Here is a 22,408-nt window from a genome sequence, read left to right on the forward strand (position 1 = left end):
ACGCGTACGCACGTCACACATCATCACCGCGCCACCAGTTCCCGTGATCTGGGTGCAACACCCACCACTCGGGCGGGAATGGTCAGCCCCTGATGGCCCGTTGTTGCGCGTTCGCGTAGACGAGTTGAAGTAGGTCGGAGCCGGTGACCACCGTGAGGACGGATGCGGCGAGCCGCGTCGGCCAAGGCGCGGCGACCAGGCCGAAGACGGAGCCGGTGGCCATCCACTGCGCGGTGCAGAACGGGCAAGTGAGTAGCTCACCCACGCTGTGCCGGGCCGGGGGATACTCGCGGACCTCCTCGGCGAGTTCCGCCGGTCCCGCGGTGCCGCGGAAGCGGGTGAAGGGAGCGCGCAGCGGGCTCGTCACCGGGTCCTTGGTGATAATGCGGCTCAGCTTGTGCGTGGCGATCGTGACGAGAAGCAGGTCGGGGACCGCGAACCGCTCGGGCAGGACCGCACCGGACACCCGGCCGATCAGCCCGAGAGCCGCGCACAACCCGCCATACGCCGACAGGGTGGCAAGATAGCTGCGCAGCGGGCGGGGCTCGTCGCCCGCGTACTCGCTCTGTTCCTGGCGCGCCGTGTTGGTCAGGCGGGCCAGGACACCGGTTTTCGGGGCACGCATCATGTCGGATGCCTGCCCACCGTCTCCGACGGTAACCAGGCGGAACATGCCCCGCGACACGCCCCGCCTGCCGCCGCCCGGCCCGGGTCCGTGCGGCGGGAGGAAGGGTCATGCTCTCGTCGGCCGATCTGGACGGGTTTGTCGCAGCTTTCGGGTGGTCGGCCGGGTCTCGTTCGGGTTTCGTTCAGGACTCCGGTGCCGCGTCCCCGTGGCCGTTCGCGTTGGCACGCCGGGTGGTCGTGTTGAACATGCGGGTGAGGTACTCGGTGCGCAGGACGCCGCGGCCGTCGGCTCCGACATAGCCGACATCGCGGGTGAGGTAGCCCTCGGGGTAGGTGTAGCCGGCGGCGGTGACCTCGCCGTTGCGGGTCCACCAGGCTTTGCGCTGGGTGCGGCAGCGGTCACAGGAGTGGATGACGTGGTAGGCGCGGGCCTCACGGTCCCAGGTGGCGCTGTGGGGCTGCCAGCGGTGTCCCATGGTGCGGCATTCCACGAAGCTCACGGGCAGGTCGTGTGCCCAGGACTCGATGCTGCGACGGGGGGACTGCTCGGCCATCAGGGTGTTGGCCCCTTTCCGGGGAGACGGTGCGCGGGACGGGAACGACGAACGTAACGGTGGGAGAACGCCGACGGTCTCCTGGAGTGATCCTGCCATCCGGACCCGGTGTGGGTCTCTTCGGTGGGCATGCTGGCGCGCCCCCTGTGACCAGGGTGTATTGGCAATGGACGGCCTACTGTAGTGGGTACGGAGGCAGCGTTGTCGTGCACGCGATTCACGCTGCCGCCTGCTTCGCCGCAAGCATCGACACTTTCGGTGAACGGCCTGCCGTCGTGGGGCGCGCGGGACGGGGAGCCCGAGGCCGAGGTGGAGGCCGAGGTGGATGTGCACGGCTTCCAGCACGCTCACCCGGGCATGGCCGCCGATGGCGAGTACGACGGGCCGATGATCACCTTCTTGCCTGTGGGTGCCCCTGCGGTAGTGGCATGCAATCGTGGAAGAGTGCGGGGACATCGGCCCATGGGCGGTCACGGGGGTGCGAGCCGGACCGCGGTGCTGGTGTGCCAGGGGCGGGCCGTCGCGCACGGGCGCATCGCTGTCGACCGGTTCGACGATCCGACAGCGATGATGTTTCTGCGCGCCGACGAACGGGGCGTTGTCGAGTGGGTGCGCGGTGGTGTCCCGCCGCGGGGGTGGGGGGCGCGGCTTGAGTTTGAGATGGTGCGGGCCTGCGGTGAGGTGATGGTGCCGCGTACCGTCGCCATCGACGAGGCCCTCCGGGAGGCTGTCGGCGGGGCTGTCGGCGATCGGGGGGTGCGGCGGGCGGAGCAACTGGTGGTTCTCGGCGCGGGCCTGGACGGACGGCCCTGGCGGATGCCGGAGCTCGCCGGCGTCGCCGTATTCGAGGTCGATCATCCGGCGTCCCAGCGGGACAAGCTCGACCGGCTCGGGGACGCGGATCGGCTCGGGGACGCGGGGCCGCCGGGAACGGCACCGCGCTTTGCGCCGGTGGACTTCAGCCGTGACGACCTCGACGCGGCCCTGACGTCGGTGGGGCATCGGCCGACGGTGCCGACGGTCTGGATCTGGGAGGGTGTCGTGCCCTACCTCACCCGTGGCCAGGTCGCCGCCACGACCCGGGTCGTGGCGGGGCGCTCGACCCCGGGAAGCCGCCTGATCGTTCATTACCACGCGCCGGCGCTCTCGGCGTTTCTCGGCCGGCTGGCGGCACGGGTGCTGACTGTCGTGTCACGGCGCCCCGATCCCATGGCCCGCGAACCCAACCGCTCGGCATGGACCCCCGCCGCGATGCGTCGGATGCTCGCCGCCCACGGCTTCACCGTCCGCCGCGACGACGACCTGCTCACGCTCGCCCGGTGGCTGGCGGTGCCGGTTCGGCACCGCCAGTCGCTGCGCAACGGCCACGTCGTCGTAGCCGACCTCCTCGTGGCCGACCTCGATACGGTCTGACCCGCCCTGGTCTGACCCCACCTCGCGCGCTCCGCTCACGCGAACCGATCCGCCAGTCACCCTGATCCGCCCGTCACCCGACCTACTTACAGTCTGTAGCGCCCTCGTGGGTTTCGGTTGGGGTTGACCGGGGATGATGTCCAGGGCACCCGTGTGGGGAAACCTGCGAGACCGCACTCGGCGATCGTGGCGACCGACCGGCAAGACACTGCGGACCGTACGCCGGTCGGTCGTCTCCGCAGCCGGGCACCGGGGGAACCGGAGGAGGTGGGAGGGGCCGGGTCAGAGCCGGTTGCGCAGCAACTGCTTGCCCTCCTCGGCGCCCTTGCGGCTTTCGTTCTGCGCCCGGCGGAACAGGCTCGCCAGCTCCTGGTCGTCGTCGCGCTCGGCGTCGCCGATGTAGGTCTCCAGCCGCAGCGCGTTGCTCAGACACCTCTCCGTGAACCACAGCAGGTCGTACTGGGCGTCCTTCGTGCCGGTGACGTTCCCGGTCTCGGCTGTCGTGGTCATCTGATCGGCTCCCTTCATCGGGGTCTGCGGATACACATCCTTCGGAGTACCAGTTCCCGCACGGGCCGCTCTTACCCGTCTGTCCGTCCGTGGCCGTCCGTCCGTGGCCCGAGCACGAGCGACCAACCGCAGAAGATCGACAGCCCGCTCGACACGATCTACGATCACGTCCGCGCCGTCCATGGCACCGCCTCCCCTCGGGTGATCCGTCATGATCCGTCGTCTATGACCCCCTACCGGTGTGGTGTTCCGTTTTGTAAGACCCCGGGGTATCATCGGTTGCCGGCCGGGACTGAACCCGCAGGCCATCGGTCATGATCGAGAGCAGGGGTCGAGCGTGGTCCGCCCGCTCCGGCGCCTGTTCCCGGATCCAGCCGATGGCGGTCACGAGAGAGATCACCTCCTCGACCCGCACGTCCGACCGGACGTCGCCGGCCCGCTGGGCCCGGACGAGGAGTGCCAGCGTCGCCTGCTCGAGGGAGTGGCAGGACGCGTGCAGCCCCGTCTCCTCGTCGCTCACCATGGTGAGCAGCCTGGCGGCCACCCCCCGGTAGGTCGCGATGTGCGCGATCAGTTTGTCGAGCCAGCCGAACAGCGCCGCGCCCGCCTCCGGGGCGTCCAGCAGCCGGTCCACCTCGTCGAGTAGCGCGGCGGTCCGATCGTGCAGCAGCGCCTCGAGCAGCGCGTCCCGGTTGGGAAAGTGCCGGAAAAGCGTGCCGATCCCGACCCCCGGCTGCCTGGCGACCTCGTTGAGGGAGATGTCCCTGTCGCTGCCGGCGAAGGTGCCCCGGGCCACCTCGATGATCCGCTCGCGCTCGCGCTCGCGGTTGCGGTTGCGGTGCGCGTGCGAGCGCATCGGCCGGTCCGCCGTCGCCACGCTGCTGGCCATGTGCACCTCCGGGGGGCTCGGCCGTACGCCCCATCGAGCCTACGGAAGCTTGGTCGTCACGAGGGGTGTGCTGGTGGTCAGCGGCGCGCGACGGTGCCGAGCGCGACGGCGCAGAGCCGTTCCCCGTCCCTGTCTCCGCCGCGGTCGAAGACCTCGCAGCGCACGGTAACCAGAGTGGAGCCGGCGTGGACGACCTCGGCGCGGGCGATGAGCTCGTCGCCCCGCGCCCCCCGGAAATAGTTGATCTTCATCTCGGAGGTCAGGACGGCGTCCCCCGCGACGCTGCCGGCGGCGAAGGTGAGGGCCGTGTCGGCGGCATAGCTCAGCGCCCCGCCGTGCGCGGCGCCGTGCTGCTGGCGTAGATGATCTCCGAGTGGGATGGTCAGCTCGGCCACTCCCGCCTCGAAGCGACTGAGCCGGGCGCCGAGCAGTCGACTGAAGGGCTGGGCTGCGAGTAGCCCGCGGGCCACGGCGATGTCGGGCGTCATCGGCTCTCCAGGAAGGTGTGCCTGCCGGCGGGGTGCCTACCAAGCAGTGTGGGCCTTGGGAGGTTCGTGGGTCGTCAGGGACTGGGCGCGGGTGGCGGAGGGGTGACGAAACGATTGGCAGTGGTCTCGATGGCGGACTGCGGACTGATGATCTGGGCCGTGGCCGGCTGCGGTCGGCTGAGCCACTGCTTTCGTCTCGCTGCTCGCCTGAATCCAGGGCGAAGCGATGGTTATCCGCCTGGCGCGGTGTGTAGGAGGTTGGCGGTATGTCGTGAATAGGGGTTGCGGCGGGGTTTTCGTGCCGGGTCGATCCAGGGCGGAGGAAGGAACTCGGGCCGGCGGTCGGGGCCGAGCCGGACGGTCCAACCCTGGTGGTGCACGAACCGGTGATGATATCCGCACAGCAGGACCAGATTGTCGAGCGAGGTTTCTCCGCCGTCTATCCAATGACGAACATGGTGAATTTCACACCACGACGACGGGCGGTCACATCCCGGATATGCGCAGCAGGCATCGCGGGCGATGACGGCGCGACGCAGATCCGCCGGTGCGGTCCGGTAGGCACGACCGGCATCCAACGGAACGCTGGCCGCATCGAACAGCACCCGGCCGACCGAGGCGTCACAGGCCAGGCGGCGCAGCACACCGGCCGGCAGCGGCTGACGGTATGCCCGGCGCCAATGAGACGGATCACCATGAACGCGGCGTCTACCCAGCCGGCACCCTGCGCCGGCCAGCCCCGGCCGACCACCCAGACAGGGTCCTCTCTGATCATGAACTGGTGGGCATGAAGGTCGGTGTGAATCAGCCGGTTCCCGGCCACGGCGTCGACCACAGCGCCCGCGTGGACGGCCGCAGTGGCTACGTCCCAATCGGGGAAAACTCCAGCTGGAAGCGTTTACTTGGGGATCCGGCTGCCCTTGTTCTCGTCGCCGTCCTTGCCGCTTGCCGAGCAGTTGCCCTCGTGAGAAACCCAGGTCGCTCCGAACGGCCGGCATCGCCACGGTCACGGCGCTGCCGTCCTGAACAATCATCAGCTGGAAGATGCGGAGGCGGTGGAAGGCGTGGCTCTCGTGGCTACTGAGCCCGCTGGCGGGCCCGCCGGACCGGCTGAGGGCTCTTCGCTGGTCCGGCCAGATGCCCCTCGATCAAGCGGTTCATCGCCCGCAGGAAGACCTCCCGCTCCTTGGTGGGAAGCGCCGCCAACGCCTCCTCGTGGACCCGATCGACGATCTCCTGGCTCCGCGCGGCGATCCGCGCGCCCGCCTCGGTGACCGCGATGATCCGAGCCCGCCGGTCCCTGGCGGAGGGCCGACGTTCGGCGAGGCCGGCCTTCTCCAAGGCGTCCACGGTGACCACCATCGTTGTCTTGTCCATGTCGCCGATCTCGGCGAGCTGGATCTGGGTGCGCTCCTCCTCCAGGGCATGCACCAGCACGCAGTGCATGCGTGCGGTGAGACCGATCTCGGCGAGCGCGGCCGCCATCCGGGTCCGCAGGGCATGACCAGCGTGGTCCAGCAGGAACGACAGGTCTGGTCCGGCGCGGGAGGGTGCCATGGCGGTCATGCCCGCAGCCTAACGACTAGGTCCGTCGCGGATTATCCGTAAGCTTGCTGTCGAGTGGTCGGGGTGACCCAGCCGGCCCGGCTGACCGCATAGACGGCATGGGCCTCGTCGTGGAGGAACTCGCTGCGGACGTATGCCATGCCGAGGCGTTCGGCGACCCGGACGGACGCGGTGTTGGCCGGGACGATGGCCGAGACGACCTCGGTGAGGTCGGGGCGCTGGGCGAACACCCAGGTCAGTGCCGCGGTGGCGGCCTCGGTGGCATAGCCGTGCCCCCAGCGGTCCCGGCGCAGGAACCAGACGGCCTCGATGCCCGGCCAGCCGGGTTCGGTCCACAGCCCCGCCTGGCCGACGAGCTGCCCGCTCGCCTTCTCGACAACCGACCACGGACCTACGCCGGTCAGCACCCAGCAGCCCATGCAGCCGGCCAGGGCATGCCAGACGCCGTCCCGGTCGGTCGGCCGGTGGAAGTAGCGGGTGAACTCGGGATCGGACCAGATCTCGGTGTAGCCGGCGACGTCGTCGTTGTGGATGGGCCGCAGGACGAGCCGGTCCGTCGTGAGAAGGGGAATGATCGTGGTCAGACTCATCGTGTCCGGTAGTTTGCCGGAAGCGTGCGGCATGCCGCCAGAAAGGCGGCGACCGTGGGTTGTGAGGCGGACCGTGGGTTGTGAGGCGGACCGTGGGACCCGCGCGCGAGCCACCGGCTGGACAGCCACGGGTCGTGGCTCTGTTCTGCCTGCTGCACGGAGCCTGACACGACGCCACGTGCTGGGAGCCCCTCGGAGCGCAACTGCGGGCGCGAGGACATCGGGTGGTGGCACCGGACCTGCCGTTGCACGAGCCGGCCACGACGTACGAGGAACGCATCCGCCCGGCGTTCGCCGCCCGCCGCCCTCGATGCGGCCATCGTGGCCGCCGGACCCAGGGCGCTCGCGGTACGCCTCTGCCCGCGGCCTGTGCCCCGCGGCCCAGTTCGCCCGGGACGGGCCAGACTATCGCCGGTCGTGTGGACGGCGGCGCCGGGGGCATCCCCCCAACACAGGCCGGTCGTCGGCCAGGTCCGGGACGAACGGCCCTCGTTCCATCGCCCCTCGGAACGAAGGTCGAGGAGCGGCAGGCCGCCAACGATATCGAACCGCCGAGGGTATCGAGATCGAAGGAGATCACGATGATGATCTGGGATGGGCACACCTGGGGCTGGGGCGGCTGGCTGCTGATGTCGTTCAGCATGGTCGTCTTCTGGGGGCTGGTGATCGGGGTACTGGTTGCTCTCCTGCGCGCGGGCCGCGGCGGCGGGCCGGGTACGTCGGCCGAACCGCCCGGCGTGGAACGGCCCGGTACCGAACGGCCCGACGAGCGGTCGGCCGAGCGGATCCTCGCGGAGCGTTACGCCCGCGGTGAGATCGATGAGGCGGAGTACCACCGCCGCCTGGACGTGTTGCGTGAACGGCCCGGCCCGACGGATCTCACCAGGGCCGGCTGACCGTCGGCTGACCGGCGAGATCGGCGAGGGACCGACGGGACCGGGGGAGGGAAGGCGTCGATGAGCCTGAGCAGGCGGCTGGCGTTGGTGTTCCGGGCCAAGGCCAGCAGGATGTTGGACCGCGCCGAGGATCCGCGTGAGGTTCTCGACTATTCCTACGCTCGGCAGCTCGAGCTGCTGGCGCAGGTCCGCCGCGGGGTCGCGGACGTCGCTACCAGCCGGAAGCGGCTGGAGCTCCAGGTCGAACAGCTACGGGCGGCCGCCGAGCGGCTGTCCGGACAGGCCCGCCAGGCGGTCGCCGCGGGCCGCGACGACCTGGCCAGGGAGGCCCTCGGTCGCCGGGCCGGGGTGGCCGCGCAGTTGGAGGATCTGCGGGAGCAGCATGCGTCGCTGCGAGCGGAGGAGGACCGGTTGACGCTGGCGGCGCAGCGGCTGGCGGCCCAGCTCGAGGCGTTCCGGACCAGGAAGGAGACGGTGAAGGCGACGTACACCGCGGCGGAGGCGCAGACGAAGATCGGCGAGGCGCTGGCGGGGGTCTCCGAGGAGATGGGCGACGTCGGCCTGGCAATCCAGCGGGCCGAGGACAGGACCGAGCAGATGCAGGCCAGGGCCGGCGCGATCGACGAACTACTCGCCTCCGGCGCCTTGGAGACGGCGGCCGGTGGCCCGCGCGACGACATCCAGGCCGAGCTGGACCGGCTGTCCGCGGCCGCCGACATCGATCAGGATCTGGCCGAGATCAAAAGCGCCATGCCCGCGCGGGCGATTGGCGGCCGCCCGCCGGCCGACGCCGCTCGACCGGAGGAGCGGCCGTGATCGTGCGCATTCTGGGTGAGGGCCAGTTCGACCTGCCCGCAACCGACCTGGAGGCCCTCAACGAGCTGGATGACGTGCTGCTGACGGCCGTCGAGGCCGGTGACGAGCCGGCGTTCCAGGAAGCCTTGACGAGGCTGCTCGAACGGGTCCGGACCCGCGGCCGCGCGGTGCCGGCGGACCGGCTGGAGCCATCGGAGCTGGTGCTGCCGCGCGCCGACACCGGGCTGGCGGAGGTCCGCGGACTGCTCGGCGACGAAGGCCTGATTCCCGGCTCCTGATTTCTGGCGGCCGAGCCCCGACCGACGAGGTGACGATGGTGAGGTGACGATGGTGATGACGCGTGCGCCGCGGCGGTTCGCCCTAGACCGGGGACTGTCGGCCCGGATGGTGCTGACCGTCTTCCTGCTCGGGTTGGTCTACGTCGCTTTCATCGCCGTCCTGATCGCCGTCGGGGTGTCACCGGTCCTGGTCGTCGCGATCGCCGGCGGGCTGCTCGCCGCCCAGTACTGGTTCTCGGACCGCATCGCGCTGTACGCGACCGGTGGGCGCATCGTCAGCCCGGCGCAGGAGCCGCGGCTGCACGGCGTCGTGGATCGGCTCTGCGCGCTGTCCGACCTACCGAAGCCCGTGGTGGCGGTCGCGGACACCGACCTGCCGAACGCGTTCGCCACCGGCCGGACCCCGAAACGCGCCGTCGTCTGCGTGACGACCGGGCTGCTGCGCAGGCTGGAGGTCGACGAGCTGGAGGGGGTGCTGTCCCACGAGCTGTCCCACGTCGCGCACCGGGACGTGGCCGTCATGACCGTCGCGTCGTTTCTCGGGGTGCTCGCCGGTCTGGTCACCCGATTCGGTCTCTACTCCGGGATGGCCGGCGGCTTCGGCCGGTCCGACGGCTATGACGGCGGTGACGGCGGTGACGATGACGAGGACAGCGGCGCCCTCGTCGTGCTCGTCGTTGTGGTCGTCTCCGCCGCCGTCTACGCGCTGTCGTTCCTGCTGACCAGGGCGCTGTCGCGGTACCGGGAGCTCGCCGCCGACCGGTCCGGGGCGATCCTCACCGGCCAGCCGGCCGCGCTCGCCGCCGCGCTCACCAAGGTCACCGGCGAGATCTCCCGGATCCCGACCCGCGACCTGCGAGCCGCCGAACCGTTCAACGCCTTCTTCTTCGCTCCCGCGCTGGCGAACGGCGTCAGCCTGTCCTCGTTGTTCTCGACCCATCCGCCGCTGGATGCCCGCCTGGCCCAGCTTGCCCGGCTGGCCGCCCAGTTCGGTGAGCCCGGGTAGTTCGGTGACCCCGGGTAGAAAGCAGGCCGGATCATGCGGATCCTCGACGTGCTTCTCGGCCGGACCCGGCCCGTCCCGCCGGATCTCGACCGGCTGTTCACGCTCCCAGCCGCCGCCGTCACCCTGCAGGCCGCCAGCTCATGGCGACCGACCGGGGTCGGAGCGGTCTGTGTCAAACCCGCGTCAGGCGGCGCGTTCACCGGGGCAGCGCAGGAGATCGACCGGCTGCTGAGCATGGACGGCGGCCGGTACGAGCGGCGCACGGACAGCTTCGGGTACAGCTGGCTGCTGCGACGGACCGGCGAGCAGGACCTCGCTGGCCTGGTCACCGACCTGCACGCGGCGAATGCCACGGTGCGCGACGCCGGCTTCGGCCCGGCACTGCTGTGCACCGTCGTCGGGTTCACCGACGGCAGCAGGCCGATGGGGCTGATCTACCTCTACAAGCGCGGCACCTGGTACCCGTTCGTGCCGGCCGGTGACCAGCGCCGGGACAATCCGGCCGAGCTTGAGGTACGGGAGATGCTGGCGGGTGAGCTCCCGATCGAACCGGACCTGTCCCGTTGGTTTCCCCTGTGGGGAGCGCCCGGCATCGACGCGCCGGGTCGCGACCCCGACACGCACGGGTGACCTCGTCGACTTTTCGCCCGGTCAGGATCGGTGCGCATAGGCTGCCTGCGCGTGTTCAAAGCGGTGCTCGGTGGTGTGGGCGGTGTCGGCGGCGGCGGCGGCCGTGGCCAGGACGAGCGCGGCGAGGGCAACGGCCAGGGCGGGGCGTGGTTTGGGAGGCGGGTCCAGCAGCGCCCGCGCCCGGTGGGTGAGGTCGGTGTGCACGGCGCCGAGTGCCGAGGTCGGAGTGGTCGGCATGCCGGTGCGGGCGAGGCCGGCCCGGGCCAAGGCCCGGGCGACCACAGCGCGATCTTCGGTGACAGCGGCGGCGTCTTCGTCGGCCCAGCGTTCGACGGCGAGGCGCACGGCGGCGGCGGGTGTCCGCAGCAGCGGGTTGGCGGCGGCGAGGTCGGCGAGCTGGGTGTAGGCGTGGTGGCGGTGGTGCAGGTGGGAGCGTTCATGGGCGAGTAGCACGCGGCGTTCGTCGGCGGGCAGCGCGCGCAGCATGGCGGTGGACACCACGATCCGGCCGGTCAGTCCGGGCAGCGTGTAGGCGTCGGGGTGGTCGTCCTCGACGATGACGAGGCCGGTAGGCGACGGTCCGAGCCGCCGGCAGGTGAGTTCCGCGGCGGCGAGGTCCTGGCCGAGGGCGGCGGCGCGGCGGCGGTGAGCAGCCCGACGACGACGGCGGCCGGCACCAGCCCGGCCGCGGCGGGTAGCGGGTCGTGGCCGCGGATCATGGTGGCCGACCAGTGCCCGACCGCGGTGAGCGGGGGCAGCGGGGCGAGCAGGGTGAAGGCGGCGACGGCCAGGACGAATCCGGTGGCCAACGCGGTGACCAGACAGGCCAGGGTCAGCAGCCGGGTGGCGGCGGCGGGCGGCAACCGCCGGCCGAGCCAGCCGCCGCTGACGGCCAGCAGCAGGTTCGTGGCCAACGGGATCAGCGCGACGGCCGTCATAGCCCCTGCCCGCCGTCCGTCTCTGACTGCGGGTGGTGGCTGGCGAGGATGTCGGCGAGGAGCTGTTCGTCTTCGGGACGCAGATCCGCGACGAAGCGGGCCAGGGCTTCAGCCCGGTTGGCGCCAGCGCCGAGCAGGCGGGTCATCTGGCGGGCGGTGAGTGCGGCGTCGAGGGTTTCCGGTTCGGCGGCCAGCGTGTAGGCGTAGGAGCGGCCGGCGGGCTGCCGGGTGAGTGCACCCTTGTCGTGCAGCCGGGCCAGCGTGGTCATCACGGTGGTGTAGGCCAGCGGCTCGCCGAGTTCGGCGAGCGTCTCGGTCGGGGTGAGCGGCCGGCCGGCCGCCGCGATCGCGGCGAGCACCTCTCGTTCGAGCGCTCCCGGCTCCCGCCGCTTCGCCATCCGTTGCCCTCCTCACGGCTGTCGCCCACGGCTGTCGCTCGCGGCCACTCACTACTATCGCGTTGATAGTACGAACGGTCGAGTGGTGCGGGCTTGCCCTGGCCCGCTGTCGACCATCCGCGTAGCGGGCCTCTCGGTGGCAGTGGATCGGTCTCCACCCGGCCCGGCCCTTGCCGCCTGCCGCGCACCCGTGCGTCTACTATTCATCGAGTAGTAGATATCTTGAGGGAGGGACGTATGGCGGCTGGCGTACCGGCGGTGGAGGCCACCGGCCTGGTGAAACGCTTCGGCGGTCTCACTGCGGTGGATCATGTTGATCTGCGGGTGGACGTCGGGGAGGTCTACGGCATCCTCGGCCCGAACGGCGCCGGGAAGCCCGCAACTGAAGTAGCTGATTGCTCTATTTGATCTACCGCCGGGCGGTCCCCTACGCGCGGAGCACCGGGAGTCAGCCTCCAGTGGATCTAGCCCGTCAGCATGACGGGAGCCGGGGGCCATGTGTCGTGTCTCTCGCGCGGCTCCGAAAGTCGTCATGGGGTCTGGCCGATTTCGGGCCTCAGAAAGTCAATCCCGGGCCTACGAACTTGCGGGACGTCCTGAGCAGTCGGTGGGAATTCTTGCGGGCCTCTGCTACGCTCCGCATCGGAGGTGACGGCATGCCCGACATAATGCCTGGTGACAGGATTGCCCAGATACGGCGTAGGCGCTCTCTCTCACAGGAAGAGCTAGCCGCACGCTCTGGTGTCAGCGTCGCCGTAATCAGAAAGCTAGAGCAGAATCGACGGGCGGGGGCTCGGATAGAAACGCTTCATGCGTTGGCCCGTGGTCTGAACGTTAAGACCTCTGAGCTTTTCGATAACGGCGAATCTGTGGCGCCGCGGGACTCTCTTCAGGAACCTAGTCTCTGGGCACTGCGGAAGACGCTAATGCCTTCGTCGGATAGCCTGAATTCTGCCCCCGCCAGCGAACCACCCGCGCTAGACGAAATTGGCAAAACCTTGGCTCGGGCGGGGCGCGCTTACAACAGTTCTCGCTATCAGCTCGCCGCTACAGAGCTGCCCGGGATACTCGATGCGGCACAAGTAGCAGTGTCGCACTATGACGGCGACGATGAACTAACCGCATTGCGCTATCTGGCTCAGGCGTACCGCCTTGCAGGGGCCGTACTCATCTACCTTCGACACGAAGACCTCGGCTATTGGTCTGTGATGAAGGCAAAGGAGACGTCATCCCGTGCGGGTAGCGAAATCCTAGATGCGACCGCCACCGGCGTGCTGTCATGGTATCTACTAAGACAAAGGCGCTTCGATGAAGCGGAAGAAATCGCGGTACGCGCTGCCGAAAACATCGAACCTTCGATGACCAAGGCCACACCTCAGCATCTCTCGGTGTGGGGAACATTGCTTCTTCGAGGTAGTAGCGCGGCATCCCGAAATAACCGGCCTGATACATCGCACGAACTGATCCAACTTGCTCGCATGGCGGCTGTTCGGGTCGAGACCGACAGGATAGATTACGGGCCGCATGCATGGATCTCTTTCGGGCCGACTGTGGTCGAGACGGCATCCGTTGAAAACACTCTTATAGGTGGCGATCCGTCTCTAGCACTCCACCTGGCTCGGTCCGTCCGACCATCGAAGAAGATGTCTTCGGGTAGGTGGTCTCGCCATCTACTGACCGTGGCCGAAGCGCAGGTCTCTACGCATAATTACCCGGGTGCAACGAGAACTCTGGTGAGCATCCGAAAGTCTGCTCCCGAATGGCTGAGAAATCAACGGACGGCGCATTCATTGGTCGGCACATTGTTGGATGCTACCGGCGTCCGCACCGCAAAGAGTAGTGGCCTTAGCGAGATGGCCGACTTCATGGACCTCCGACCATGACAATATCCCTGGTCGCAACGATTCGAGATCAGCCGTCCCACACTTTCGAGAGTCTTCACCGGTTGTAAGCATCCTGCAACTGGACAACGCCGTACCTCCGCCCGAAGTCCTCAAGGTTCCGGGCGGGTACGGCGAGAACGGTCGACGTCGCGGCCAGTCGGACGCGCAGCGAAGCTAGATCGGAAACGGCGCGATTGTTACGAATCCGGATTGACTAGTTGTCGCACGAGGGAGGGTCCGGGAAATTCTGCCGGTATAGCGTCCATGAGGGTCTCATCGGCAGACTGGCCGAGCCAATACCCGGACTGTCGCCGTTCCCCGATCTTCCGGAATCCGGCCTTCTCGTAGGCGCGGATTGCTCCTGTGTTCGGGGTCAGCACCGACAGGTAGACGCATCGAAGATTGGAAATATGAAAGGCGTAATCGAGTGTTAGGCGGGTAGCTTCGGTTCCTATACCTTTGCCTCGGCTGGACGGGTTGAGCTGGATTATAAACTCGCCGGTCCGTACGTGATGATCGATGAGTACGGCAGTGGTCCCCACAGGGGTTGGCGGGGTTGTCGTTATGTCGTAGACGGTGAATCGTAGTTGATCGTCGGTACCTCGTGCCTGATGCTGGACTCCTTCTCGCCGGTTTTCGAGTGAGTCCGGAGTCTGACGACCGTATCCGACCAATACACTCGGGTCTTGTTCCCACTTCCAATACAGCTCGACCAGACTGGCGGAGAAGGGGCCTAGTCCGGCACGTTCGCCGTGAAGCCACACGATGTTGTCACCTTGCACGCTTGTCGCCTCCTTGGTTCACGGTCCGGGATGGTGCGGAGCACCGCGTACCGCGCCGTGGAAGGGGGGCTCGGCCACGTGGTGCCCGTCGTCAGTCTCCACCCATGCGTGAAGCCTCACGGGGTCGGCCGCCGCGCCGTGACACCACGTCACCCGTTGGCGGGAGGCTGCGAGAAGCAGCACGACGGTTGCCGACTCTTCGAGACAGGCCACGCGGCCCGGTATGCCGAGTCCAGCTCGCCGCACCGCCTGGACAGCCTGGCATGCCTGTTCGAGCGTGGCGGGTTGTGTTGCGTGCTGTGCCGCACTCGTCAACAGTCGAATCAGCCGATCCATACGTCGGTGTTTTCGGCCTGAGAGAATGACAAGAACAACAATCAAGGATATGGCCGCGCGGACCCTCATGCCAAATGGGACGTGAGCAATTTCAACGCGACCCGCCGGTATTTCTTGAGTGCCCCAACTCGGTACCCATGGCACTCCGGTGCCCGTCGGTCTTCCTAGCCGATGGCTGGATGTCGGCGTTATTATTCCTGCGGCTGTGAGCTGCCGGTACAAAGCCTGTTCGGTCTCTTTGTCCAGATCTCCCGACTCGCCCATGTAGCCGCTGGTGATTACCTCCTCCCACCAACACGCGGCCGGTCCGATGAGGGTGTCTACACGGCCGTTGCGATAGTTCACGATCACTGTGGCGGGACCGAGATTAACAGCCCGGACATACTCGGGAACGGCAATGTATTGCCTCATGTGTTTGCCGCTGATGATCGTGTGACCGGAACCCACTTCACGGCCGGTGTGTCGTTAAGGGCGCGTAGCCAGACTTCGGCCATTATGGCAGGCTCGATGGTAGAGAAGGATATTGGCAGTCCGGCTGCGGTCATTGTTAAAGTACGCCGAAAATGTGCACGGTCCACTAGGCCGAGTTCTACTAAATTTCCGTCTGCCAAGGCAAGAAGTTTGGCCAGATTGGCGCGCATACCGTTGTAGTGGTCGGGATTGAAGTCACCTTTTGTGTTGCGCGCGGCCAGCTCGGCGGGAAACAGATCTTTCATTGCCATTCGCAATACTGGCTTGTAGTCGGCAGGTCCGGGCCGTTCGTCCAGCGGCACCGATGCGTAGGTGTCGATAATGCGCGAATCAATGTATGGATTGTGGAGAGATGCCCCGACCACTTCGGCTGCCTGGACATCGGCGCGCGCCGATCGGCCCACGTCGCCCATTGCTTCCGCTATTGCTGTCGTGGAAAAGGAACCGACAACGGGTTCGTACGCTTCTTTGGAAATTGCCGCCGCAACTGCTGCCGCTCTCGCCCTTGTCTCATCGGTCGCCCAGACTGGAACAGAGTCTGTAGCACACCATCCAACGTCCCCATCGGCCCCCGTTTTGCGACTGCTAGAAAGCAAATCGATGGAGAGACTTTTCAAAGCGTCAGAACGAAGGGTGCGCGTCGTGCGGTACGCTGATGCGAGAAGTGGTGATACTGGCAGTCTTCGAAATCGTGCCCATCGAATCGTCTCGACCAGGCACCGCCCGATAAGCCTGGTGCCCGCCAGATCGGCCAACATGATCGGCGGGGAGTACAATAGACTGTCTCCACCGTCGCCAGTAATATGGCAATCGGTGTCGAGGTTATCCCGCATCCATTTGAGTTGGCCGCTAAAGCGTGCAAAGGCGATTGTCGACGGTGCGGGCTCATCGGTGGCCGGAACCGTGTTCAAGGCCGAATACGGGGCGTGTTCTCGGCCTAGCGGCATAAGACGGTGTGCGATTCCACGCCGCTCGGCCGCAATCCGGGCATAGCCCAGATCTCCACCTTCTGTGTATCCGGCGGGGTGCACAGTCACCCCGGTAACCGCCTGATCCGCCGCTGACGATGCGTGAGCCAGCAACGCTAGCGCGGTTGAGTCATAACCCCCCGACATGTCCAGGGTGAGGCGAGTGGCGTTGACCAACCGCACGGCAACGGACGATGTAAGTTCGGCCCGCAGCCGTTCGGCAGCAAAGCCCGAACGCGGCCGAGCCCACCACACTCGTTCGACCTCAGCCATCCCCGCCCCCGCAATGGTCAAACGGTGTCCGGCGGGTATGAGTCTTACTCCCTTGAAGGCGGACCGTCCTGTAAGCAAAAGCGGTACGGATGGAGCGACCAGCCACGCGGCCAACCGATCCACGTCCGGCGCGGTTCCGGTCAGTCCGGCCAAAGCGCGGGAACTTGACGCCCAATATGTCCCGCCGTCCGCCGACATTGTGTAGATCGGCCATGCCCCGCCGAGGTCGGTCCACACTCTCGTCTGGCTCTCGCTCACCTCCAATGCGGTATAGCTTCCCGACCAACGCCACGCCACGTCATCGGGAACCCCAAATTTCCCAAGACTGGCTATGTCATTCCGGGTGGCGCCGCAAGGACCGATGATCGCCACAAATCGGCCGTTGTCGTACGTAGTACGCACCTCACGCCCGGACCACCCACCGACCATCCAAGACCCGGGCAGAGACTCCCACAACCGCGCCGAGTTCGCCGGGGTTCGTATGGGCGCGGTTGGATTACTGAAGCCCCCGAACCAATGCACGAGCCATCCGCCCTTCATATGCTGCGGTGGGTGGTGCCCGACCGTGACCCGATCGGGCACCACCATCGCACGGACTAAGCGTTGTACGCCCGCCGCTTGTCCTCTGCGCTTCCCTTGCCCTGGCCGAGCGTGACCGCCGCCGCGTCACCGATGCTGACAAGCAGCACCGTGTCGTTGAACGATGGATCGTCGTCCGGGTTCTCGTAGACCGTCTCCATAATCGTCCACCTTTCGCCGTGCGGCTTGTGCCGCTCCTTGGTTTCATTCCTCCCCAGGGATCGACCAGATAGCCGCCCCGGGGGCTCTGGGGTGCCCCATCTTGATTGCGCAAGATGTAAATAGGATCGGTTGCGCTGTCTCCGGTGAGATATTTCCACCGAGGATCAGAGCGTGGCAGGTCGCTCTCTGCCTGGATTCGGAGGCATCATTCCGGTTCGGAGGTGTGCAGCTACCCTACGCAGAACCGATAGATCAACAGAGTCGATATCGAATCTTTCCGCGATCGCCGAGGTTCTCGTCGGCGTACGCATGGGCAACCCGCTGTCAGTTCGGGCAATTGACGCGTGAATCTCGGCCCATACAATTTTACCGCCATTCTTCGAGGCTCGATGCCCCCACCTTGTGCATAAACAATCTACGAGAGTAAGGCCACGGCCGCCCACATCATCCGGGCCTGATTCTCGTAAGACTGGTGTGGCCGTGCTCCGATCCCAGACGCTTAAGAATAGGCGATCCGCTACCACAACGAGCCGCACTCCGATCACCTTTTCATGGTGAGACTCGGCATGCTCTACAGCCGTGATGGCGTTGGTTACTAGCTCTGACGTCACCAGCTCGACAGTGTCCACGGCTTCGTCGAGGCGCCAAAGTCTGAGTGTATTTCCTGCGAAGTGGCGCGCGTACGCAGCGGCGGAAGGCACGGCGGGCACACCGATATGTGCATTATGGGTGGCAGCCGCGGAACCGATAGCTAGAAATTCCTTGGCATTCTCTGAAGATGTTCGATTTTGCCTGCCGCCTGTCCCCTCTGCGTTCACAGCTATCCGCTTCTTTCCCTGTTAGCGTCGTTTAGTTGTGGGCTCGAAGATCCGGAAGTCCCATCCGCTACCGAAGATTCTGAAGGGCCGATCCGCGAGGGGTAACTATCCAAACGGCATAGAGTGGCGCTACTCAACGTGACGGGTAGGACGTAGCGTCCTACACCCCGACAGCACCCGATCCGGACCAGAGACCATGGGCCGGGACCACATCCACGGCCGAGGTTGCATCGAGGGCCGTGGTCGGACCGGCGTCCAGGATTGAGGTCGGTTCAGGGCCGAGGTCGAGCCGGCGTCCAAGGTCGTGGTATGTCACAGGCCCCCATCGGGCGCGCGCCCGCGCGCGTAGGGCCGTGCGGGCGCCCGCTGGTGTGCAATGCGAATCGTGGTTACGGTCTGCATTGGCGTTGGTGGTGATGTGCGGGTGAGGTCGGGCCGGTCGTCACGTGATGACCGAGGGCCTGGGGCTGGACGCGCGTCGTGCGGATGGGTTGTTTCCGTGCTCTGGCAGGCAGCCGAGTACCGGGATCGCTCCCCGCCCCGGTCGCGGCGTTGCCGCTACGGGTAGCGGCGTGGCCTACCTGTCTCGGCGGACGTGACACCCCTTCCACGCTGCACAAACAGTAGTCCAAGGGGGGTAGCCGTCCGCTGGGACCGAATGTCCTAAACCGCCCCTGGCATGCACCACCGACCCCGCGTCGCGGCAACCGCGACTCACCGGCACGGCCCCCTCGGCCAGCTGCGTGCCCAGGCGCCGGACCCGTCCCACCGGCTGGCGACCAGCGACGACGACCGGGCGCTGGAGCTGGCCGCCGACCATCCCGGCGTAGCCGTGTCGACTCACCCGGACGGCGGGCTGGCGCTGACCGCCCAGCCCGTGGCCGCGGACGCCTACATCATCGCCCTCGGCCGGGACGGTGTGGCCGTACGGACCCTCGGACTGGAGATCGCGCCACTGGAGTCGCTGTTCTTCATGTTCACCGAACCCGACCGGACCGCCGCCGCCGACCTGCCAACCCAGCAGCACGCCCGCCTCGGAGCGACCCGGTGACCACGACAAGCACAGCCTCCGCGACGACCACCACGCCCCCGGCGACGGTCGGGGCATGTCCGGCCGGCCGCGGCCGGGTGACGAGCGCCTACCGGTGGGAGGTCACCAAGCTTGCCGCCCAGGCCCGCACCCGCGCGACGCTCGCCGTCTGCCTGCTCGCCCCGTTCGTGTTCGTCGTGCTGCTCGACCGCCAGGACCGTGTCCCGAAGGACACCCTGTACGGCCGGTGGGTGCACGCCAGCGGCTTCGTGACCCCGCTGCTCATCCTCGGCTTCGCCGCCCAATGGGTGTTCCCGCTGCTGACCAGCCTGGTGGCCGGGGACATCTTCGCCAGCGAGGACCAGCACGGCACCTGGAAGACGATCCTGACCCGCTCGCACAGCCGCACCCAGATCTTCTGGGCCAAGACGTTGGCCGCGGCGACGTTCGCGGTCCTTGTCCTCGCCGTTCTGGCGGCCAGCTGCCTGGCCGCCGGCGTCCTGCTCGTCGGTCACCAGCCGCTGGAAAGCCTCTCGGGCACCCTGCTGCCGCCCGGCCGGACCGCCGGGCTGATGCTGGCCGCGTGGGCGACCGTGCTGCTGCCGCTGCTCGGCTTCACCGCCCTCGGGATCATGCTGTCGGTGCTCACCCGCAGCAGCCCCGCCGGGATCGTCGGCCCGATCATCCTCGGGCTGCTCATGCAGCTCTACTCGTTCCTCAACGGCGCCGACGCGATCCGCCACCTGCTGCTGGTCACCCCGTTCGACGCCTGGCACGGCCTGCTGGCGGCGCACCCGTACTACGGGCCCCTGGGTCAGGGTGCGCTGGTCAGCGTCGGCTACATCGCGATCTGCCTGGCGGTCGCCTACACGGCGCTGCGTCGGCGCGACATCACCGGAGGCTGACCCCGATGCGACGACCTGCCCTCGTCCGACCTGCCCTCGTCCGACTGGCCCGGGCAACGTCCGCCGTCAGCGCCGCGACCGCCCTGGCCGTCGCCCTGGCCGTCGCCCTGGCCGGTTGTGCCACCGACGTCACCCGGCCCCGCGTCGAAAACTCCCTCGGTCCCGTCTTCGCCAACCTCTACACCCACCAGCAGGCCCTGCTCGGTCACCCCGGCCTTACCCCGGCCGCCGTCGCAGCCAAGGCCAGTTGCGACAAAGGCGGCCCCCAGGTACCGGACCGGGGCGCCGGCAGCGACTGGATCTGCCAGCTCCGCTGGACCGACAGCGCCGGAAAGCCCCAGAACGGCAAGTTCGAGCTCCAGGTCCGCTCCAACGGCTGTTACCAGGCCGGCGGCCCATCCAAGCTTGTCGGTCCGCTGACCATAAAGGCCACCACGGGCACCTATGTGATCAACCCGGTGTTCGAGTTCGACGGCTGCTTCGACACCACCTGAATCGCGGGGCGTGGGGAGGCCCGGCCGGCACGGCCATCCCGGTGAGCGGGGCCGGCCGGCCCCGCGTCCCGCCCTCGGGCGCGAACCGATCAACCAGGAGAATAGCCCTTGGACGTAACCTATGGTATTCGTGAAACTACTAGATAGGACTACTGGCGAGGTCGGGCGTGGCCCTGGGCCAACAGCATTGCGTTTAACCACCCGATTTCTATCTCCCAGCCACCCCTAGGAGTGGTGCAACCACCCTTCGCTGGCTGCAAAGTTGTGACCCACTTCACGCAACGATGCAGCGGAGGGCCGATGGGAATCCTGGTCAATATCGACAACGGTGGCACGTTCACCGATGTGTGCGTGACGGACGGTGAACGCATCGTGCATGCGAAGACGCCGACGACCCCGCACGATTTAACGCAGTGTTTCGTCGACGGGCTGCGGACAGTGTCCGACCGGCTGTATGGCGAGGAGGACACCGCTCGTCTGTTGCGCGAGACGGAGTACCTGCGCTATTCGACGACGTCGGGTACGAACGCCGTGGTCGAGCGGAAGGGCGCACCGGTCGCCCTGCTGGTCGACAGCGGTGCGGAGGAGGACGTCTACGGCATTGCGAACCTGGTCGACGCCTCGCTGTGGCAGGCGTTGGTGCCGCATTCTCCGGTCGGGATCGCGGTGGGCGCCGACGGGTCGGTGGGCCTGGCGGAGTTCACGACGGCAATCAACGAACTGTTGGCGACGAGCACCTCGCGGATCGTGATCGCGCTGCGGAGCGCGGCGGCGGAGCGGGTGATCAAGAATCTGTTGTTGGAGCGGTACCCGCGGCATCTGCTGGGCGCGGTTCCGTTCACCCTGTCGCATGAGCTTGTGCACGACGTCGACGACGCGCGGCGGGTGCTGACCGCGGTGCTGAACTCCTACCTGCACCCGGGGATGGAGCACTTCCTCTACGGCGCGGAGAAGGCGTGCCGGGAGAACGGGCTGGCTCGCCCGCTGCTGATCTTCCGGAATGACGGGGACTCGGCCCGGGTGGCCAAGACCACGGCGTTGAAGACGTGGGGTTCCGGGCCGCGGGGTGGGCTGGAGGGCAGCGTCGCCTACGCCTCGCTCTACGGCGCGGACGTGCTGGTCGGGGTGGACGTGGGTGGCACCACGACCGACGTGTCGGTCGTGGTGGACAAGGCCCTGACGGTGCACGCGCACGGCCGGGTCGATTCGGCGCAGACCTCGCTGCCGATTCCGGACCTGAGCAGTGTCGGGCTGGGTGGCAGTTCGGTGGTCCAGGTCGTCGACGGTCAGATTCAGATCGGTCCGCGCAGTGTGGGTGCCGCGCCCGGCCCGGCGTCTTTCGGCCGTGGTGGCACCGATGCGACGGTGACCGATGCCCTGCTGCTTGCCGGGGTGTTGGACCCGGACAACTATCTGGGTGGGGATCTGAAGTTGGACCCGGCCCGGGCGGAGCGGGCGTTGCTGACCCATGTCGGGGAGCCGCTGTCGTTGTCGGCGCAGGCCGCGGCACTCGCGGTGTTGCGGGTGTTCGAGGAGCAGGCGGGGGCCGCGGTCAAGGAGATGATCTCCGCGGCGGGTCGTGAGCCGGGTGAGGCCACGCTGCTGGCCTTCGGTGGCGCCGGTCCGGTGCTTGCCTCGGGGATCGCGCGGGCGGCGGGGATCGCGCGGGTGATCGTGCCGCATCTGTCGGCGGTGTTCAGCGCGTTCGGTATCGGTTTCAGCGGGTTGGCGCACGAGTACAGCGTGCCGATGCCGGGCGTCGACGTCGAGGTGAAGGCGGCCCGCGACGATCTGCTGGCCCGCGCGCGGCGTGACATGTTCGGTGAAGGCGTGTCCATCGACGAATGCACTGTCGAGACCCGCGGCCGATTCATCGTCGACGGCGTGTTGCGGGACGAGACGTGGACCGACGGGTCGTCTCCCGGGCAGGCCGATCAGCTGGTGGTGCGGGCCTGGTATCCGCTGCCGACCTTCGAGCTCGTGGCCGATGAACACAGCACGGTCCAGCCGGCGGCCGCGGACGGATCGCGTCGTATCCATTTCGCTGACGGTAACGAGCAGGAGATTGCGGTCTACCGTCCGGAGAACCTGGGGCCGGGGCAGGGGGC

The 22,408-nt window shown here is 67.6% G+C and carries 26 protein-coding genes and 3 pseudogenes; 13 read left to right on the forward strand and 16 right to left on the reverse strand.

The genetic code is table 11. The features are described 5' to 3' along the window. Positions 1–82 precede the first annotated feature (82 nt). A complete protein-coding gene (locus AC08OO_RS11395) occupies positions 83–628 on the reverse strand; it encodes a DUF1360 domain-containing protein (protein WP_476618495.1) in 546 nt (181 codons plus the stop codon). A 181-nt stretch (positions 629–809) separates the two neighbouring features. Beyond that, positions 810–1,181: a hypothetical protein gene (locus AC08OO_RS11400; RefSeq protein ID WP_476609912.1), complete on the reverse strand. Its 372-nt coding sequence runs from the start codon at positions 1,179–1,181 to the stop codon at positions 810–812. A 258-nt stretch (positions 1,182–1,439) separates the two neighbouring features. Here AC08OO_RS11400 and AC08OO_RS11405 point away from each other — a divergent pair, with 258 nt between their 5' ends. Next, entirely contained in the window at positions 1,440–2,594 is a 1,155-nt protein-coding gene (locus AC08OO_RS11405; protein ID WP_476609913.1) for a class I SAM-dependent methyltransferase, read from the forward strand. Positions 2,595–2,876: 282 nt separating this feature from the next. On the opposite strand, the gene AC08OO_RS11410 is transcribed toward AC08OO_RS11405, so the two are convergent. The 6 genes and pseudogenes from AC08OO_RS11410 to AC08OO_RS11435 all read right to left on the reverse strand — a co-directional run bounded on the left by AC08OO_RS11410 (position 2,877) and on the right by AC08OO_RS11435 (position 6,637). Further along, positions 2,877–3,104 carry a hypothetical protein gene (locus tag AC08OO_RS11410; protein ID WP_023841463.1) on the reverse strand — a complete coding sequence of 76 codons (228 nt, stop codon included), beginning with the start codon at positions 3,102–3,104 and terminating at the stop codon, positions 2,877–2,879. Between the two features lie 223 nt (positions 3,105–3,327). Continuing rightward, positions 3,328–3,993, reverse strand: a complete 666-nt coding sequence (locus AC08OO_RS11415; RefSeq protein WP_476609914.1) for a TetR/AcrR family transcriptional regulator — start codon at positions 3,991–3,993, stop codon at positions 3,328–3,330. A 77-nt stretch (positions 3,994–4,070) separates the two neighbouring features. Further along, the gene (locus AC08OO_RS11420; protein WP_476609915.1) at positions 4,071–4,481 is read right to left on the reverse strand and encodes a PaaI family thioesterase; all 411 of its coding nucleotides are present in this window, start codon (positions 4,479–4,481) and stop codon (positions 4,071–4,073) included. 230 nt (positions 4,482–4,711) lie between these two features. Then, positions 4,712–5,152, reverse strand: a pseudogene (locus AC08OO_RS11425) (HNH endonuclease signature motif containing protein); the annotation flags it as partial. 406 nt (positions 5,153–5,558) lie between these two features. Then, on the reverse strand, positions 5,559–6,047 hold the full coding sequence (locus tag AC08OO_RS11430) for a MarR family winged helix-turn-helix transcriptional regulator (protein WP_476609916.1): 489 nt from the start codon (positions 6,045–6,047) through the stop codon (positions 5,559–5,561). A 32-nt stretch (positions 6,048–6,079) separates the two neighbouring features. Continuing rightward, a complete protein-coding gene (locus AC08OO_RS11435; RefSeq protein ID WP_476609917.1) occupies positions 6,080–6,637 on the reverse strand; it encodes a GNAT family N-acetyltransferase in 558 nt (185 codons plus the stop codon). 581 nt (positions 6,638–7,218) lie between these two features. On the opposite strand from AC08OO_RS11435, the gene AC08OO_RS11440 reads away from it, so the two are divergent. Genes AC08OO_RS11440 through pspAB form a run of 5 tightly spaced genes read left to right on the forward strand, consistent with a single transcriptional unit; the run spans position 7,219 to position 10,263 of the window. Beyond that, the gene (locus AC08OO_RS11440) at positions 7,219–7,533 is read left to right on the forward strand and encodes an SHOCT domain-containing protein (RefSeq protein ID WP_476608133.1); all 315 of its coding nucleotides are present in this window, start codon (positions 7,219–7,221) and stop codon (positions 7,531–7,533) included. A gap of 60 nt (positions 7,534–7,593) precedes the next feature. After that, entirely contained in the window at positions 7,594–8,349 is a 756-nt protein-coding gene (locus AC08OO_RS11445) for a PspA/IM30 family protein (protein WP_476608132.1), read from the forward strand. After that, positions 8,346–8,627: a PspA-associated protein PspAA gene (pspAA, locus tag AC08OO_RS11450; protein WP_476608131.1), complete on the forward strand. Its 282-nt coding sequence runs from the start codon at positions 8,346–8,348 to the stop codon at positions 8,625–8,627. The genes AC08OO_RS11445 and pspAA overlap by 4 nt, the downstream gene beginning before the upstream one ends. A 49-nt stretch (positions 8,628–8,676) precedes the next feature. After that, the gene (htpX, locus tag AC08OO_RS11455; RefSeq protein ID WP_476609918.1) at positions 8,677–9,633 is read left to right on the forward strand and encodes a zinc metalloprotease HtpX; all 957 of its coding nucleotides are present in this window, start codon (positions 8,677–8,679) and stop codon (positions 9,631–9,633) included. 33 nt (positions 9,634–9,666) lie between these two features. Then, the gene (pspAB, locus tag AC08OO_RS11460; RefSeq protein ID WP_476609919.1) at positions 9,667–10,263 is read left to right on the forward strand and encodes a PspA-associated protein PspAB; all 597 of its coding nucleotides are present in this window, start codon (positions 9,667–9,669) and stop codon (positions 10,261–10,263) included. A 21-nt stretch (positions 10,264–10,284) separates the two neighbouring features. On the opposite strand, the gene AC08OO_RS11465 is transcribed toward pspAB, so the two are convergent. Genes AC08OO_RS11465 through AC08OO_RS11475 form a run of 3 tightly spaced genes read right to left on the reverse strand, consistent with a single transcriptional unit; the run spans position 10,285 to position 11,599 of the window. Beyond that, on the reverse strand, positions 10,285–10,821 hold the full coding sequence (locus AC08OO_RS11465; RefSeq protein ID WP_476609934.1) for a M56 family metallopeptidase: 537 nt from the start codon (positions 10,819–10,821) through the stop codon (positions 10,285–10,287). Continuing rightward, positions 10,776–11,201, reverse strand: coding sequence for a hypothetical protein (locus AC08OO_RS11470; RefSeq protein ID WP_476609920.1), 426 nt, complete (start codon positions 11,199–11,201; stop codon positions 10,776–10,778). Before AC08OO_RS11470 ends, AC08OO_RS11465 begins: the two co-directional genes overlap by 46 nt. Then, positions 11,198–11,599: a BlaI/MecI/CopY family transcriptional regulator gene (locus AC08OO_RS11475; RefSeq protein WP_476609921.1), complete on the reverse strand. Its 402-nt coding sequence runs from the start codon at positions 11,597–11,599 to the stop codon at positions 11,198–11,200. The genes AC08OO_RS11470 and AC08OO_RS11475 overlap by 4 nt, the downstream gene beginning before the upstream one ends. Positions 11,600–11,836: 237 nt before the next feature. Here AC08OO_RS11475 and AC08OO_RS11480 point away from each other — a divergent pair. The 3 genes and pseudogenes from AC08OO_RS11480 to AC08OO_RS11490 form a co-directional block, all read left to right on the forward strand. Further along, positions 11,837–11,974 (forward strand): annotated as a pseudogene (locus AC08OO_RS11480) (ABC transporter ATP-binding protein); the annotation flags it as partial. A gap of 293 nt (positions 11,975–12,267) precedes the next feature. Continuing rightward, positions 12,268–12,444 (forward strand): annotated as a pseudogene (locus AC08OO_RS11485) (helix-turn-helix domain-containing protein); the annotation flags it as partial. Positions 12,445–12,525: 81 nt separating this feature from the next. Continuing rightward, positions 12,526–13,482, forward strand: a complete 957-nt coding sequence (locus AC08OO_RS11490) for an XRE family transcriptional regulator (protein ID WP_131728979.1) — start codon at positions 12,526–12,528, stop codon at positions 13,480–13,482. Between the two features lie 197 nt (positions 13,483–13,679). Here AC08OO_RS11490 and AC08OO_RS11495 read toward each other — a convergent pair whose 3' ends face one another. The 5 genes from AC08OO_RS11495 to AC08OO_RS11515 all read right to left on the reverse strand — a co-directional run bounded on the left by AC08OO_RS11495 (position 13,680) and on the right by AC08OO_RS11515 (position 17,871). Then, positions 13,680–14,264, reverse strand: a complete 585-nt coding sequence (locus AC08OO_RS11495; protein WP_476618496.1) for a GNAT family N-acetyltransferase — start codon at positions 14,262–14,264, stop codon at positions 13,680–13,682. 18 nt (positions 14,265–14,282) lie between these two features. After that, positions 14,283–15,011 carry a lasso peptide biosynthesis B2 protein gene (locus AC08OO_RS11500; protein ID WP_476609923.1) on the reverse strand — a complete coding sequence of 243 codons (729 nt, stop codon included), beginning with the start codon at positions 15,009–15,011 and terminating at the stop codon, positions 14,283–14,285. Then, positions 15,008–16,900, reverse strand: a complete 1,893-nt coding sequence (locus AC08OO_RS11505) for an albusnodin/ikarugamycin family macrolactam cyclase (RefSeq protein WP_476609924.1) — start codon at positions 16,898–16,900, stop codon at positions 15,008–15,010. Before AC08OO_RS11505 ends, AC08OO_RS11500 begins: the two co-directional genes overlap by 4 nt. An 8-nt stretch (positions 16,901–16,908) precedes the next feature. Next, the gene (locus tag AC08OO_RS11510) at positions 16,909–17,052 is read right to left on the reverse strand and encodes an albusnodin family lasso peptide (RefSeq protein ID WP_476609925.1); all 144 of its coding nucleotides are present in this window, start codon (positions 17,050–17,052) and stop codon (positions 16,909–16,911) included. 165 nt (positions 17,053–17,217) lie between these two features. Then, on the reverse strand, positions 17,218–17,871 hold the full coding sequence (locus AC08OO_RS11515) for an ATP-binding protein (RefSeq protein ID WP_476609926.1): 654 nt from the start codon (positions 17,869–17,871) through the stop codon (positions 17,218–17,220). Between the two features lie 679 nt (positions 17,872–18,550). Between AC08OO_RS11515 and AC08OO_RS11520 the strand changes: the two genes are divergently transcribed. The 4 genes from AC08OO_RS11520 to AC08OO_RS11535 form a co-directional block, all read left to right on the forward strand. Further along, positions 18,551–18,922, forward strand: a complete 372-nt coding sequence (locus AC08OO_RS11520) for a hypothetical protein (protein WP_476609927.1) — start codon at positions 18,551–18,553, stop codon at positions 18,920–18,922. Then, complete coding sequence (locus AC08OO_RS11525; protein ID WP_476618497.1) at positions 18,919–19,806, forward strand: ABC transporter permease; 888 nt, start codon at positions 18,919–18,921, stop codon at positions 19,804–19,806. The genes AC08OO_RS11520 and AC08OO_RS11525 overlap by 4 nt, the downstream gene beginning before the upstream one ends. A 5-nt stretch (positions 19,807–19,811) precedes the next feature. Next, positions 19,812–20,300 (forward strand): hypothetical protein, encoded by a 489-nt coding sequence (locus AC08OO_RS11530; RefSeq protein ID WP_476618498.1) that lies wholly within the window; start codon positions 19,812–19,814, stop codon positions 20,298–20,300. A 300-nt stretch (positions 20,301–20,600) separates the two neighbouring features. After that, positions 20,601–22,408: hydantoinase/oxoprolinase family protein (locus tag AC08OO_RS11535; protein ID WP_476618499.1), on the forward strand; the 1,808-nt coding region annotated here is incomplete at its 3' end.

Source organism: Frankia sp. CeCAU1 (genome assembly GCF_977971845.1).